The organism is Halolamina rubra, from assembly GCF_000739555.1.
GTDB lineage: Archaea > Halobacteriota > Halobacteria > Halobacteriales > Haloferacaceae > Halolamina > Halolamina rubra.
Map to the genome: position 1 here is coordinate 41719 of NZ_BBJN01000035.1, position 14683 is coordinate 56401.

Annotated in this window: 13 protein-coding genes; 2 read left to right on the forward strand and 11 right to left on the reverse strand. The window is 70.7% G+C overall.

Translation table 11 applies throughout. The features are described 5' to 3' along the window. Positions 1-38 precede the first annotated feature (38 nt). From kynU to ACP95_RS15875, 5 genes are all read right to left on the reverse strand, one after another. A complete protein-coding gene (gene kynU, locus ACP95_RS09990) occupies positions 39-1379 on the reverse strand; it encodes a kynureninase (protein WP_049981069.1) in 1341 nt (446 codons plus the stop codon). A 62-nt stretch (positions 1380-1441) separates the two neighbouring features. Then, entirely contained in the window at positions 1442-2461 is a 1020-nt protein-coding gene (locus tag ACP95_RS09995; RefSeq protein ID WP_049981070.1) for an AIR synthase family protein, read from the reverse strand. A 74-nt stretch (positions 2462-2535) separates the two neighbouring features. Further along, the gene (locus ACP95_RS10000; RefSeq protein ID WP_049981071.1) at positions 2536-2940 is read right to left on the reverse strand and encodes a DUF7528 family protein; all 405 of its coding nucleotides are present in this window, start codon (positions 2938-2940) and stop codon (positions 2536-2538) included. A gap of 107 nt (positions 2941-3047) precedes the next feature. Then, on the reverse strand, positions 3048-3968 hold the full coding sequence (locus tag ACP95_RS10005) for an LEA type 2 family protein (protein ID WP_161782066.1): 921 nt from the start codon (positions 3966-3968) through the stop codon (positions 3048-3050). Positions 3969-3988: 20 nt separating this feature from the next. Next, complete coding sequence (locus ACP95_RS15875) at positions 3989-4216, reverse strand: hypothetical protein (RefSeq protein WP_049981073.1); 228 nt, start codon at positions 4214-4216, stop codon at positions 3989-3991. A 92-nt stretch (positions 4217-4308) separates the two neighbouring features. On the opposite strand from ACP95_RS15875, the gene ACP95_RS10015 reads away from it, so the two are divergent. Then, positions 4309-4491: a hypothetical protein gene (locus ACP95_RS10015; RefSeq protein WP_049981074.1), complete on the forward strand. Its 183-nt coding sequence runs from the start codon at positions 4309-4311 to the stop codon at positions 4489-4491. Here ACP95_RS10015 and ACP95_RS10020 read toward each other — a convergent pair whose 3' ends face one another. From ACP95_RS10020 to ACP95_RS10045, 6 genes are all read right to left on the reverse strand, one after another. Then, positions 4492-6861: a heavy metal translocating P-type ATPase gene (locus tag ACP95_RS10020; protein ID WP_049981075.1), complete on the reverse strand. Its 2370-nt coding sequence runs from the start codon at positions 6859-6861 to the stop codon at positions 4492-4494. Between the two features lie 60 nt (positions 6862-6921). Continuing rightward, positions 6922-8436: an ABC transporter ATP-binding protein gene (locus tag ACP95_RS10025; RefSeq protein ID WP_049981076.1), complete on the reverse strand. Its 1515-nt coding sequence runs from the start codon at positions 8434-8436 to the stop codon at positions 6922-6924. Then, complete coding sequence (locus ACP95_RS10030) at positions 8433-9455, reverse strand: ABC transporter ATP-binding protein (protein ID WP_049981077.1); 1023 nt, start codon at positions 9453-9455, stop codon at positions 8433-8435. Before ACP95_RS10030 ends, ACP95_RS10025 begins: the two co-directional genes overlap by 4 nt. After that, on the reverse strand, positions 9452-10876 hold the full coding sequence (locus tag ACP95_RS10035; RefSeq protein ID WP_049981078.1) for an ABC transporter permease: 1425 nt from the start codon (positions 10874-10876) through the stop codon (positions 9452-9454). Before ACP95_RS10035 ends, ACP95_RS10030 begins: the two co-directional genes overlap by 4 nt. A gap of 1 nt (position 10877) precedes the next feature. After that, positions 10878-11924: an ABC transporter permease gene (locus ACP95_RS10040; protein WP_049981079.1), complete on the reverse strand. Its 1047-nt coding sequence runs from the start codon at positions 11922-11924 to the stop codon at positions 10878-10880. 126 nt (positions 11925-12050) lie between these two features. Beyond that, positions 12051-13949, reverse strand: a complete 1899-nt coding sequence (locus ACP95_RS10045; RefSeq protein ID WP_049981080.1) for an ABC transporter substrate-binding protein — start codon at positions 13947-13949, stop codon at positions 12051-12053. 168 nt (positions 13950-14117) lie between these two features. Between ACP95_RS10045 and ACP95_RS16130 the strand changes: the two genes are divergently transcribed. Then, on the forward strand, positions 14118-14669 hold the full coding sequence (locus ACP95_RS16130) for a metallophosphoesterase family protein (RefSeq protein ID WP_202593815.1): 552 nt from the start codon (positions 14118-14120) through the stop codon (positions 14667-14669). Positions 14670-14683 lie beyond the last annotated feature (14 nt).

Below are 14683 nucleotides of genomic sequence, written 5' to 3' on the forward strand. Positions count from 1 at the left end.
CGGTGTTTGCCGCGGCGGACGCCCGGGCGGGAGGGCCGCTACGAGACGCCCTCGCTCGCGGCGAACGACTCGTACTCGCCCGAGTCGACGACCTCGCGGAGCTGTTCGGCCACGTCGTACACGTCCGCGAAGCCGACGTACAGCGGCGCCGGGCAGATCCGCACCACGTTCGGCGGCCGGTAGTCGACGACGACGCCGCGCTCCCGCAGCGCCTGGCTCACGCGGTCGGCGTCGGGGTGCTCGACGGCGACGTGACCGCCGCGGCGCTCCCCTTGCCGTGGCGTGCCGACCGCGTACTCGTAGCCCGCGTCGGCGAGGTCGTCGACGAGCGTCGCGAGCAGGTCGGTCAGTTCGAGCGACTTCTCGCGGACGCGCTCGATCCCCGCCTCGTCGAGCAGGTCGAGCGAGCCCTCGAGCGGCGCCGCCGACAGCATCGGCACGGTGCCGATCTGCCACGCGCCCGCCGACGCCTCGGGGGTGTAGTCGAGTTCGAGGTCGAACTGGCTGGCCTTCTCGTTCCCCCACCAGCCCGGGAGCGCGGGCGCCAGCCCGTGGTAGCGCTCGTTCACGTACAGCCCCGCGATCGACCCCGGGCCGGCGTTGAGGTACTTGTAGGAGCACCACACCGCGAAGTCCACGTCCGCCGCCGAGAACTCGTGGGGCACCGCGCCGACCGTGTGGGCGGCGTCGAACCCCGCGAGCGCGTCGTGCTCGTGGGCGAGTTCGGTCAGCGCGTCCACGTCGAACAGCTGGCCCGAGCGGTAGAGCGCGGTCGGCATGAACAGGATCCCCACGTCGTCGTCCATCGCCGCGGCGACGTCCTCGCGCTCGATCGTCCGGCCGTCGCGGCTCTCGACCAGCCGGAGGTGCTCGTCGGGGTCGAGCCCCCGCTGGCGGAACTGCGCGCGGATCGCGTAGTGATCCGTCGGGAAGTCGAGCTCGTTCGCGACGACGACGCTCCCCGAGGCGTCGACGACCGACTCCTCGACCGTGTCGGGCGCGTCGAGCTCACGTGCCGGCACGTCGGCCACGCGGTCGAGGAACGTGCCGATCAGCGTGTGGATGTTGACGGTCGTGGAGTTGGCGACGACCACCTCGTCGGCGTCGGCGCCGACGTACGGCGCGAGCCGCTCGCCGAGGTACTCGGCGTACTCCCACCACGGCTGCTCACCCTCGGTCCAGCCCTCGATGCCGCGCTCGCGCCACTCGCCGACCACGCGGTCGAGCGTGCGCTCGGCGTCGTCGGAGACCGGCCCGAGCGAGTTGCCGTCCATGTACAGGTCGCTCGGCGGGTCGAACCGGTCGCGGAACGGAGCCAGCGGGTCGTCGGCGTCCCGCGCGGCGGCGGCCTCGCGGGCGATCGAGAAGGGGCTGCTCATGCCCGACACTCCGGCGGCGTCGACAAAGGCGTTGTCACACCGGCCACGCAGTCACCCGCCCCTCACTCCGCGCCGGCCAACTCGGCGTAGGCGTCCCAGGACTCCTCCCGCGGCGGCTCGGTCCACTCCTCGCCGCGGAACCGCACGCCCGACCCCTCGACGACCCGACCCACCTCGGCCACGGGCGTCCCGCGGGCGTCGATGGCGCTGCGGATCGCGTCGGCGTCGCCGGGCGACACCGCGAGCACGAGCGTCCCCGAACTGGTCGTCTTCCACGGGTCGATCCCGAGCGCGTCACAGACCGCCGCCACGCCCGAGCGCGTCGGCGCCGCCGCGGCGTCGATCTCGAACCGGACGCCCGCACTCCGGGCCATCTCACAGAACGCGCCCAGCAGCCCGCCCTCGGTCGCGTCGTGCATCGCCGACACGTCCCCCGCCTCGGCGGCCGCCACCGCGTCGCGGACGAGTTTCGCCTCGTCCAGCCCGGTGGCGGCGTCGGCGACCATCTCGGGAGCCAGCCCGCGCTCGCCCAACGCCTCGGGGTACAGCGACGCGAACAGCCCCGCGGTCTCGACGGCCGGCCCACGGGTCACGAACAGGTGGTCGCCCGGGCGCGCGCCGTCCGGGCGCACGACCGTCTCGGGGTCGCAGACGCCCATCGCCGTCGCGGCGCCGACCCACGGGAGCTCGGCGCCGGGGTAGCGCGCGGTGTGGCCGGTGACGATGCTCGTCCCCAGCGCCGCGCACTCCTCGTGGATCCCGGTCCAGAGCGCGTCGAACTCGTCGTCGCCGATCGACTCCGGGAGCGAGAAGGAGATCGCGAGATGGCTCGGGGCGACGCCGGCGACGGCCACGTCCGAGAGCGCGACGTGGAGCGCGAACCGCCCCGCGCGCTCGAACCCGAGTTCCGGGAGCACGGAGATCGGGTCGGTCGCGACCGCCAACCCCGTCCCCTCGAGATTCAGCAGGCCGAAGTCGACGCCCGCGGTCGGCCCCAGCGCCACGTCGTCGCGCTCGGCGCCGAGCCGGGGGGCGATCCGCTCGGCGAAGAAGGCGCGGTCGATCTTGCCGCGGTCGGTCATGGCGGTGGCTCGGGGCGACGCCGCCGTATGCCTACCGACTGCGGGCGAGGGGTGGACGGGCCGCCGGCGAGCGGTCAGTCCGGGTTCTTCTCGGCCCGCAGCGGCCGCTCGCTCACGAGCCGGCAGTCGAACGCCGGATGCTCGGCCAGGTGGCGGACGAGCAGGTGGCGCCGCGAACCGGTGACGCCCTCGTCACCGACTGCCTCGGCGCCGAACTCCGTCGGCAGCGACGCGAACAGCGCCCGCAGCGCCCCGAAGGAGTCGAACACCTGCTCGTTCCCGGGCGTGTCGGCGCCCCGGCGGGAGACGGCGTAGCTGCCGTCCCGGCGGTGGCGACCGACCGTCCGGAACAGCTCGACGCGGCGCTCCAGCGCATCGCCGACGGCGGCCCGCAGCGCGAGCGCCTGCTCGCGGCTCAGCCGCTGTGTCTCGCCGTCGACGCGCAGGGTGACCGTCTCCCCGTCACGCTCGACGGTCACGGGCGGCTCCTCGTCGGCGGAGAACGCGATCAGGAGGGTGGTGGCTCCGCATGCTCGACGGGACGGCCGGCGCCGCGAAGAACGTGTCGGCAGTTAGTGAACTCCCCTCACACCGCGGGGCCGGCGACCGAGAGGATCCCGTCGTCGGTGGGCGTCGGGGTCGGCGTCGGCGTGGCCGTCTCCTCGTCGCCGGGCGTCGCCGTGCCGTCGCCGTCGGTGGGTGTCGCCGTGCCGTTCCCGTCGCTTGGTGTCGCGGTCCCGTCGCCGTCGGTCGGCGTCGCCGTCCCCTCGCTCTCGCTACCGTCGCTCGTTCCGTTCCCGGCGTCCTCGTTGCCGAAGATGTCCGTCTCGATCGTGCGCTCGATCGAGTCCAGCCGGACCCGGACGGTGTCGCCGCCGAACTCCGAGAGGTCGACCCGGGCGTAGAACGTCACCTCGAGCTGGGTGACCTGCTCGTTCTGGAGGTGGGTGACCCACCACTCGTCGAGGTTCTGGTTCCGGATCGCGGTCGTCGCCCGAACGGTCTCGGTCTGCCCGGGGGCGATCGCGACGCCCTTCTCGGTCGCGCCCTCGCCCATCGTCACGTTGTTCATCCGGATCTCGTAGCCGATCTCCGAGATCGCGACGGGCGTGGGGTTGGGGTTGTACAGCTCGAACGCGGTGTCGATCTCGGTGCTCTCGTTGCTCACGTCGCCCCAGGCGCCGCTGGTGCTGTTGAGCCAGAGCACCGGGTCGGGCGCCGCGGGCTCGTCGACCTCGATCGGGCGGTCCTCCTCGCTGTTGAACCCGCCGATCAGGTTGGTCTGGACCGAGCGCTCGATCTGCGGGTTGAACTCCCGACCCAGCAGGTCGGAGTGGATCGACGCCTCGACGACCAGCGTGGTGTTCTCGTCGTTCTCCACGTGGCTGATCCACCACGGCGGGATGCGGTCGTTGTTCATCTTCGTCGTCAGCGGGATCGACGTGTTGCCGCTGGCGTTCACCCCGAGCCCCTCGCGTCCCCCGGTGGCCATGCGCACGTCGTTCATCTCGACGGCGTAGTCGATCGTCAGCCCGCCCAGCCGCACCCCGAACGGTTGGGGTTGTTGACGACGATGTCCGACTCGATCGTCGTCGTCGACTCGTTCACCGGGCCGAACGCGTTGTCGACGCCGGCGACCGAGGGCGCGCCGACGATCCCGGCGGCCCACGCGCCGCCCAGCGACAGCGCCACGACGCCGAACGCTGCGGCGGCCACCTTGAGCGTCGATGCGGCGACGAGCTTCCCACCCAACATACCCCGGCATGGACAGCGCGAACTCTTGAATGGTCGGATGTATCGCGACACGGAAGCGTACGGCTCAAGACGGCGCGCGCCCGAACCCGGCCATGGACGAACGCACGCGGACGGTAGTCGGACTCGGCGGCGCCGCGCTGCTCGTCGTCGGCGGCACGCTCGCGACGGGGTATCTCCCCAGCCGCCCGCGCTCCCAGCTGCTCGCCGGCGCCATGATCGTCGCCGGGTTCGCCCTGGGTTTCTACGTGCTCGGGGAGTTCGACCTCCCGGACTGATCAGGCCACGCTCGACTCGCGGAACGCGTTGGCGGCGACGAGTCCACAGCAGGCCACCGCCGCGGCCATCGTGAACAGCGGGTTCAACAGCCCCGCGAGCGCCAGCGGGATCGCGATCGCGTTGTACAGCAGCGCGCCGCGGTCGTTCCACCGGCGCCGCCGGTAGCTCTCCGCCGAGAGGTCGAACGCCGCCGCCACGCCGCCGAGATCGTCGTCGACGACCGCCAGGTCCGACGCCTCCGCGGCGAGGGCGGTGCCGCTCCCCAGCGACACCCCGAGATCCGCGGCCGCCAGCGCCGGCGCGTCGTTGGTGCCGTCGCCGACCATCGCGACCGGCCCCCGCCCCCGGAGTCGCCGGACCGCCTCGGCCTTCCCGGCCGGGGGGACCTCGGCGAACACGTGATCGACGTGGGGGCTCGCAGCGAACTCCGCGGCGGCGGACTCGTCGTCGCCCGTGAGGACGACCACGTCGAGCCCGCGCTCGCCGAGCCGTTCCAGCGTCGCCGCCCAGTCGGCCCGAGACTCGTCGCCGACGGCGACGACGCCCGCCGCCTCGCCGGCCGGGTCCGCCGTTCCTTCCTCGTTGGCTGTCGTCGCTCCCGAGCCGACTAGCACCGGCAGGTGGCCGGCGTCGCGGACCTCGTCGGCGCGCTCCCGGACCGACTCGGGGATCGCCCAGCCCCGCTCGGCGAACAGCTCCGGGTTGCCCACGAGCACGCGCCGGTCGCCGACGACGCCCTCGACGCCGGTGGCGTGGCTGGTGAACGACTCGACGGCCGGCGCGTCCGCGTCGCCGTAGGCGTCGACGATCGCCGCCGCCGCGGGGTGGGCGGCGCGGCGCTCCAGCTCCGCGGCCGCCGCGAGCAGGTCGTCGGACGCGTCCGCCGAGAGCGCCTCCATCCGGCCGGTGGTGAGCGTCCCGGTCTTGTCGAACACGACCGTCTCGACGCCGCGCAGGCGCTCGAACACGGTCTCGTCGAACACCGCGACGCCGCGGTCGAGGGCGCGCTGGACGCTGGAGCCGGCCGACAGCGGCGTCGAGAACCCCAGCGCCCACGGCGACGCCGCGAGCGGGACCGTGAGCGCGGCGACGACGCCCGCCGCGGCGCCGCCGCCGAGCGCGAGCGCGACGACGCCGGCTAGCACGGAGAGCGCGAGCAGCGGCGGCGTCACGCGTTCAGCGATGCGGTTGGCCCGCCGCTGGTCGCCGTGGGTCGCGCTCTGGAACCCCCAGACCGACGAGGCGAGCCGGTCGACGCTGCTCCGGACGTCGTCGCCGACGGCGACGACCGCCGCGCCGGCGGTCACGACGGAGCCGCCGATCAGCTCGTCGCCCGCGCGCTTTCGGACCGGCGTCGACTCGCCCGTGACGACCGCCTCGGCGACGGTGCACTCGCCCTCCGCCAGCGTGCCGTCGACGGGCACGCGTTCGCCCTCGGGCACGAGCACGCGGTCGCCCGGCGCGAGCTCCGAGACCGGGACCGTCTCGGTGCCGTCGGCGGTCTCGCGGGTCGCCTCGGCGACGCGGGAGACCGTCAGGTCGGTCAGCGCGCTCGCCGCCTTCCGTTTGGCGAGTGACTCGTAGAACGTCGCGCCGGTGACGGTCGCGACCGCGACGACCGCGAGGTCGTAGTAGGCGTGGGTGCCGCCCGCGAAGAACGCTGCCGTCGCGTAGAAGTACGCCGCGAAGGCGGTCAGCGTCACCAACAGCCCCGTGTTCGGCGTGCGGAGCTTCAGCGCGATGTAGGCGTCCCGGAGCACGGGCGCGCCGGTGACGAAGATGACGACGACTGTCAGCACCAGGAACACCGGCAGCACCATCGCGACGTTCCCCTCGCCGGCCAGCGGGTCGGCGGCGCCAAGCAGCGTGGCGAGGTGGGAGGGGTAGAACACGACCGTGTACGGGATCAGCAGGAACGAGGCGAACACCACCCCGGCCGCGTAGCGGTAGCCGAGCGCGCCCTCGACGACGCCCTCGGCGGACTCGCGCTCTTCCAGCGTGCGCTCCTCGCGGGGGGTGGCGTCGTAGCCGAGGCCGGAGAGCGCCTCGGTCAGGCGCTCGGTCGGCGGGTCACCGTCGCAGTCGACGCGGACGGACTCGGTGACGTAGCTCGCGTCGGCGTCGACGACGCCGTCGACGCCGCGGGCGACGGCTTCGAGGTACGCCTCGCAGGTCGCCGAGTGCATCCCCTCGACCGCGAAGAAGGCGGCGGTGGTGCCGTCGTCGGCGTCGTCCTCGGCGGCCGCTTCCGGCGCGTCGTCGGCCGGGAGCGTCCCGGCGACCGACCGACAGCCGTCCGAACAGAACCGGCCCTCGCGGTGCTCGGGGATCGGACCGTCACAGAGCTCGCAGGCGGGCGAACCGAACACGGTCGCACGTGGGCGTCCGAGGCGTAAGCCCTGTCGGTTCCCGGTCGAAAAACGGCGAGCTCAGTCGCTCCGGTAGCGCTGCTCGATCACCGCGTCGGGGTCCTCGTACTCCTCGCGGTGGCGGAGACACCGGCTCGTCCGCCCCGCGCCCACGTCGTTGGCCTCGGGGTGCTCCTCCGAGCAGACGCTGCCGAACGCGTCGTCGAGGCGCTCGGCGGCGCCCGCCTCGTCGCCGGCACGGGCCAGCTCTGCGGCCTCGTACACGACGCTCGCGGCGTCGTCGGGCATCTCGATCGAGATCCCGCCGTCGCCGTCGCGCTCGGCGTCGAACAGTTCGAGCAGCAGCTCGTCGACGGTGGAGACGTCCTGGATCCCCAGTCGCTCCTTCACCACGTCGACGATCCCCTTCTCGGCGTTCGAGCGGGCGCGGAACACCGAGTGAAGCTGGTCGAGCGCCTCCCAGTGCTCGCCGGAGACGCTGTACTCGTCGGGCCGGATCTTCGCCGGACAGCGCGAGGAGAACCGGCAGCCGCTGGGCGGGTCGCGCGGGCTCGGCGGCGTCCCGCGGAGCGTGATGCGCTCGCCCGTCTCGACCATCGAGCCGGGGATCGCCGACAGCAGCGACTCGGTGTAGGGGTGGGAGGGGTCGGTGAACACCTCCTCGGTCGGCCCGAGCTCCATCACCTCGCCGAGATACATCACCGCCACGCGGTCGGCGATGTGGCGGACGACGCTCAGGTCGTGCGCGATGAACAGGAAGGTGAGCCCGAGCTCGTCCTGCAGGTCCTCGAGCAGGTTGATGATCCGGGCCTGCACCGACACGTCCAGCGCCGACACCGGCTCGTCGAGCACCAGGAAGCGCGGTTCGAGCGCGAGCGCGCGGGCGATCCCGACGCGCTGGCTCTGCCCGCCCGAGAACTGGTGGGGGTAGCGGTAGAAGTGCTCCTCCCGCAGCCCGACCTGTTCGAGCAGCCCCCGCACGCGGTCCTCGCGCATCGCCGAGGCGTGCTTGTGGAGCGTCACGTCGACGCGGTCGCCGTCGGCGTCGACGGTGAGGTCCTCCCGGGTCAGCGGCGCGCCCTCGCGGACGGAGACCCCGCCGTCGGCGTCGACGGTCACGTCACGGCGCTCGTCGCCCTCGGCGCGGTGGACGCGCTTGCCGGCCACCTCGCGGTCGTCGGCGACCGACACCGCGAGGTTCGGCCAGTCGTGGGCGTCCAGCGGCTCACGGATTATCTCGCCGACGGTCATGCGGTCGTTGAGGCTGGCGTCCGGGTCCTGGAACACCATCTGGGCCTGGCTCTGCCAGCGGCGGAGCTCGCGGCCCGAGATGCTCGTCACGTCGGTCTCGTCGGCGAGCACCTCCCCCTCGGTCGCGGTCTCCAGGTTCAGGATCGTCCGGCCGAGGGTGGTCTTCCCGCAGCCGGACTCGCCGACGAGCCCGAGCGTCTCGCCCTCGCGGATGTCGAAGCTGACGCCGTCGACGGCCTTCACGGGGTCGCCGCCGAGCAGGCCGCCGTCGTCGTAGTACTTCTTCAGGTCGCGCACTTCGAGGAACGGCTCGGCCTCGCTCATGCGGTCTCACCCCCGTCGGCGACGACGCCGTCTTCGGGCGGCGACTCCTCGAACTCGTCGTCGTAGAGGAGACAGGCCGTCTCGTGGTCTGCGTCGGGGTCGCCCACGGCGATCCGCTCGGGGTGGACCGACTCGCAGGCGTCGAACGCGTGGGGACAGCGCGGCGCGAACCGACACTCCGAGGGTTCGCTCGTCGAGGTCGGCACCTCGCCCTCGATCGTCGGGAGCCGTTCGTCGCCCGCGGTCCGGCCGGGGATGCTCGCGAGCAGCCCCTTCGTGTACGGGTGTTTTGGGTCGTCGAACAGCTCGTCGACCGGCGCGCTCTCGACGAACTCGCCGGCGTACATCACGTTCACGCGGTCGGTCGTCTCCTCGATCACGCCCATGTCGTGGGTGATGAACAGCACGCCCAGATCCTCCTCGCGCTGGAGCTCGTCCAGCAGCTCGAGGATCTGGGCCTGAATCGTCACGTCCAGCGCCGTCGTCGGCTCGTCACAGACCAGCAGGTCCGGGTCACAGGCGAGCGCGATCGCGATCACCGCGCGCTGGCGCATCCCGCCGGAGAACTGGTGGGGGTACTCCGTGACGCGCCGGGCGGCGTCGGGGATCCCCACGTCCTCCAGCAGCTCGATCGCGGCGTCGGTCGCCGCCTGCCCGCGGAGCCCCTGGTGGATGCGCAGCGCCTCCTTGATCTGGTTGCCGACGGTGTAGACGGGGTTGAGCGAGTTCATCGGGTCCTGGAACACGATCGCGATGTCGCCGCGGTGTTCGTCCCAGTTGCCGCCGACGAGCTCGTCGCCGCAGAACTCGATCGACCCCTCCTCGATCACGCCGGGCTCGTCGACGAGGCCGAGCACCGAGCGGGCGGTGACGGACTTGCCCGAGCCGGACTCGCCGACGAGGCCGACGGTCTCGCCGCGCTCGACGTCGAAGCTGACACCGTCGACGGCGCGGATCGTCTCCTTCTCGGTGTGGAACACGGTCCGGAGGTTCTCGACCTCGAGCAGGGTGTCGCTCATGCGCCACCCCCCGCGCCCGCGGTCTCGCCGCCGGCGCTGTCGGACTGCGGGTCGATCGCGTCGCGGATCCCGTCACCCAGCGCGTTGAACCCGGTCACGACGAGCGTGATCAGGATGCCGGGGATCAGCGAGATGTGCCACGAGCCGGTTCGCACGTAGTCCTGTCCGAGGTTGACCGCGCGCCCCCACTCGGGGGTCGGCGGCGCCACGCCCAGCCCGAGGTAGGAGAGCCCCGCGATGGAGATGATCGCGCCGCCGAGGGTCATCGAGCCGTAGATGAGCAGATAGCCGGTGACGTAGGGGAGCATGTGTTTGCGCATGATCGTGATCGGCGTCTGTCCGAAGCTGCGTGCGGCGTCGATCCACTCGCGCTCGGAGATCTGGAGCGCGGGCCCGCGGATCGACCGCCACATGTACGTCCAGCCGGTGAACGCGAAGATGAGCGCGAGCAGGAACCCGCCGCTGTACACCTCGTTGATCCACGTCTCCCTGAGGACGGTGGTCAGCATGATCAGCAGCAGCAGCTGGGGCATCGCCATCACGGCGTCGGAGATCAGCACCATGCTGAGGTCGACCCGCCCCTTGTAGTACGCCGAGGTCAGCGCCAGCGTCGCCGCGATCGAGGCGCTCAGCGCCACCGAGAGCACGCCGATCACCAAGGAGATGCGCGACCCCACCACGAGGAACGTGAACAGGTCGCTCCCGTCCTGCATCGTCCCGAACGGGTGGAACCGGCCGTAGTCGTCGTACGTCCACGGGCCGATGTTCTGGTCGTTCCCCTGCGAGAGCGAGTCGAGGTTCGCGTCGCCGACGAGGATCGTCTCCACGGAGCCGGAGTCGCTGTCCCAGTACTTGGTCTCGTAGCCGTAGGAGTTGCGCATGTTCTGGTCGACCGTGGTCGGCCCCAGCGCGGGCGCGAACACGGCCATCGTGACGAACATGAACACGATCACGAGCCCGAAGATCCCCCACTTGTGGCCGCGGAAGCGGTCGAACACGTCGTCGCGGGGGGTCCAGTCGGCGGCGCGGTAGTTCCGGCGGTAGATCCGGTAGCCCCAGACGCCCCAGCCGAAGGCGGCGAAGGCGTAGAGGTACACCAGCGTCGCCCGCAGCGCCCACGCAATCGCGGGCGAGAGGCCGAGGAACGTCCCCTCGTAGCCGCTGCCGTCGTAGTACCCCTCGTTGGGGATCGTCTCCCGGGAGAGCAGCGTGGGGATCTCCCGGACCGCGCTCTCGACCGTCGTCAGGAAGCCGGCGGCGTCGACGCCCGGCAGCGCGAGGATGCCGTCGATCGTCAGGCCGACGACGAAGTTCAGGAAGGCGCCGGCCTCGAGGAGGAAGAGCAACAGGCCGACGAGGGCCCACAGCGCCGTCCGGCCGTCGGTGAGCGCGTCCGCGACGCGGGACGTGGTCACCGACATTTCACTCGCCCTCCAGCCCGACGCGCGGGTCGATCAGCGTGTACAGCACGTCCTGTATCAGGTTGATTCCGACGATCATGAGGATGAACACGTACATCAGCGTCCCGACCAGCGGGAGGTCGCCCTGGATGGCCGCCTGGAAGAACAGGTAGCCGATCCCGTTGATGCCGAACACGGACTCGACGAGCACGCTCCCGCCGATGAGCAGGAACGCCTCGCTAGTGATGATCGGGACCAGCGGCACCAGCGCGTTGCGGAGGATGTGTTTGTAGACGAGCGCCCGGTCGGAGACGCCCTTCACTTTCGCGAGTTCGACGTAGTCCTGGTTCTTCACTTCCAGCACGGCCGTCCGACCGATACGCATCTCGTTCCCCATCGACGCCGAGCCGAGCACGATGGCGGCGGGGGCCACCTTCTTGATCGCCTCGAGGGTGGCGTCGATGTTGGTGAAGAACGCCAGCGGATTGCCGGCGAGATAGCTGAGGTCGGGGTTGCCGGAGATGCCCGAGGTGAGGTTCGGCCCGAGCGTCTCCCAGCTGACGCCGAAGATCGCCTGCGAACTGCCGAGCACCGCCAGCAGCATGATGCCGAGCCAGAAGTTGGGCATCGCGCGCCAGACGATCCCGCCCATCGAGGCGACGTAGTCCGAGACGGTGTTCGACCGCATCCCGGCGTAGAACCCCAGCGGGACGCCGACAAAGATCGCGATCAGCACCGACCAGAACCCGAGCCAGAGCGTCCGGGGGAGGAAGTCCATGATGAGCGCGTTCACGCTCGACCCCTGGTAGAGCAGCCAGGTCCGGCCGAGATCGAAGACGATGAGGCTCGACAGCCAGTCGACGTAGTGCTGCAGCGGCGGCTGGTTCAGTCCCAACTGCGTCTGTGCGGCTTCGTACGCGGCGGGGTTCCGCACCTGCCCCTCGCTCAGCAGCCGCGTGGCGGGGTCGATCGGCCCCATGAAGATGATGTACCACGTCATCGACGTTCCCAGCCAGACGACCGGGATCGCCATGAGCAGCCGCTTCGCGAGGTAGCGGGCTCGGCTCACGTCTGGCCTCCGTCGGTCGGCTGTGCAGTTCGTCCGTACCGGAGGTCGAGACGGCGTGTTGGGTGCATTCGTGTGCGTTCGGACAGCCGTAGGAAGGGGGTGTTGAAAAGCCGGCCGATTACCGTTCTACCGGCTGAGCGTCAGGTCGGTGAACATCTGGTTCTCCATCACGCCGTACATCTCCACGTCGACGTGGGTGTGCCAGAAGCGCTGGCTCGCCGGGTTGACGATCGGCAGCTCCTGCATCGATAGCCAGTTCCCCTCCTCGATCGTCTGGAACGCCTCGGCCTCGGACTCCGACGTGGAGTCCTCGGCGGCGTAGTTCTCCTGCCAGGCGTCGATGGTGGTCTGGCGCAGCTCCTCGTCGTAGTAGCTCTCCTCGGCGCCCCAGCGGGTGAACTGCGTCGACGGGCTGCCGCCCCAGAGGAAGCGCAGGAAGTTCTCCGGGCCGGGGTACTCCATCCCGTCGCCCAGCGCGAACACCTCCATGCTGCCGTTGATCGCCTGGCTGATGATGGTCCCGAACTGGGCCTCGGTCACGTCCATCTCGATGTGGGCCTGCCGGAGCTTGGACTGCAGCCGGGTGAACACGCGCTGGTAGGCGCTGTTGCCCGAGATCGTCGTCGCCGTGATCTCGAACGTGTTGTCGGGGCCGTAGCCGGCGTCCTCCATCACCTGCTTCGCGGACTCGAGGTCGGTCTCGGCGTAGCCGTACGGGTAGCCGTCGGCCGCGGCCTCGAGGTTGGACTGGTACCCCTCCTCGGCGTGGCGGGTGTACGTCTCGCTCGGGCTCACGTCCTCCTCGAAGGAGGGGTAGGCGGCCGGCGGCACGATGTGGTACGCCGGCGTCGCCGTCCCCTTGTAGACGCTCTCGGCCACGTCGTGCTGGTTCAGCGCGTACGCGAACGCCTTCCGCACCGGGATCGGCACCTCGAGTGTGTTGAACACGAGGTACTCCGTGGTCAGCGCCGGGATCTGGCCGTAGTTGACCTCGGTGCCGTCGAGGTCGTACGTCCCGATCTGCTTGGCGCCGTCCTGCTCCTCGATGTTCACGTTGCTCGGCGTGAACGAGGCCGTCGGCATCCCCTCGAGGATGTCGGCGTTGCCGTTCTCGAACCGGTTGAGTCGGGCGTTGCCGTCGGGGACGACCGTGAACACGATCTCGTCGACGTTGGGCTCGGTGCCGTAGTAGTCGTCGTACTTCGACAGCGTGATCGCGTCGCCCTTGCTCCAGGAGTCGACCTCGAACCCGCCGGCGCCGGCGAAGGTGGGCCCCTCGCCCGCCGTGCTGAAGAACTCGTTGTAGGAGTACTCGCCGTCGTACCCCTCGACGTCGCCGACCGAGTTCTCCGGCAGGATCGCGAACGTGCCGCCCGCGATCTGGAACAGCGTCCACGAGAACGCGCTCTGCAGCGTCATCTCGAACGTGTAGTCGTCGACGGCCTCGACCTGCAGCGAGCCCGGGACCACGTCCTCGAGGGTCGTCTCGTCCTCGGGGGGTGCGATGGTCTGGTCCTTCTCGTGGGCGATCGTCATCGTCTCGCCGATGATGTCGTCCTTGTTCCGGGAGTTCTCGGACTCCGCGAGCCGCCGGTAGGAGTAGACGACGTCCTGTGCGGTCACGTCGTCGCCGTTGTGGAACGTGGCGTCCTCACGCAGCGTGAACGTGTACGTGAGGCCGTCCTCGGACAGCTCGTAGTCCTTCGCCAGCGCGGCCTCCGGCGGGTACTCCCCGTCCGGGAACTCCATCAGCTGCTGGTTGTACTGGTTGTAGCCCGCGCCGGACCCCTTCGCGTTGATCGGGTCGAGCGTCTGGATCGCGCCGGTCGCCATCATCTGGAGGGTGCCGCCGGCCATCGGCGTCCCCGGCTCCGTGTCGGTGTCGCCGGAGCCGCCCTCCGGCTCGTCCGTGGGCGATTCCGTCGCTGTTTCGTCGGGTGCGTTACCGCCACAGCCGGCGAGTGCCGCCGCAACGCCGGTACCTGCCGCCGCCAAGAACGACCGCCGAGTTTTCTCCTCGGGCATCACCTGAACAGGATTACCGGCGATAAAAATAGTTTGCCCTCTGCGGTGGCCATAGCTGCATATTCCGAGTGGAACGGGGGTTTCAGTATCGCTCCATATGCATATATAACGATCGACCGAACGAACGAAGCTCCACAGGTTTATGAACGGCGTCGGCCCAACCCCGGTATGGCTGACGGACCCGTCGACCACAGCGGTAGCGCACCCGGGAACGTGATGGCGCGGCTCGACCGCCCCCGCAGCGACGAGCGGACCCGCATCGCCGTCGTCGCGGACCCGCACGTCTCGACGCGCGAGGAGGGCACCTCGAAGCTGTTCGAGCACACCGAGACCCACCTCGAGAACGCCGTGGCGGACATCAACGACCGCGAAGTCGACTACACGCTCTGTGTCGGCGACATCACGAAGGACGGCGAGCGCTGGAACTACGACGCCGCCGACGAGATCCTGAACGACCTCGAGACGCCGTTCCGGGCGGTCCCGGGCAACCACGACGTACAGAAGGAGGGGTACGACCACGAGAACCTCCCCCTCGCCGAGTTCGAGGACCGCTACACCCCCGACGGCTCCCGTTCCACGAGCGCGTCGGCGGCGTCGACGTGGTCGGGCTCAACAGCTCCGGCGGCGACGACTGGCTCACCGACTCCCACGACGGGCTCGTCACCGACGCGCAGCTCGAGTGGCTCGACGACACCCTGCCCGAACTCGACAACCCCCTGATCGCGGTCCACCAC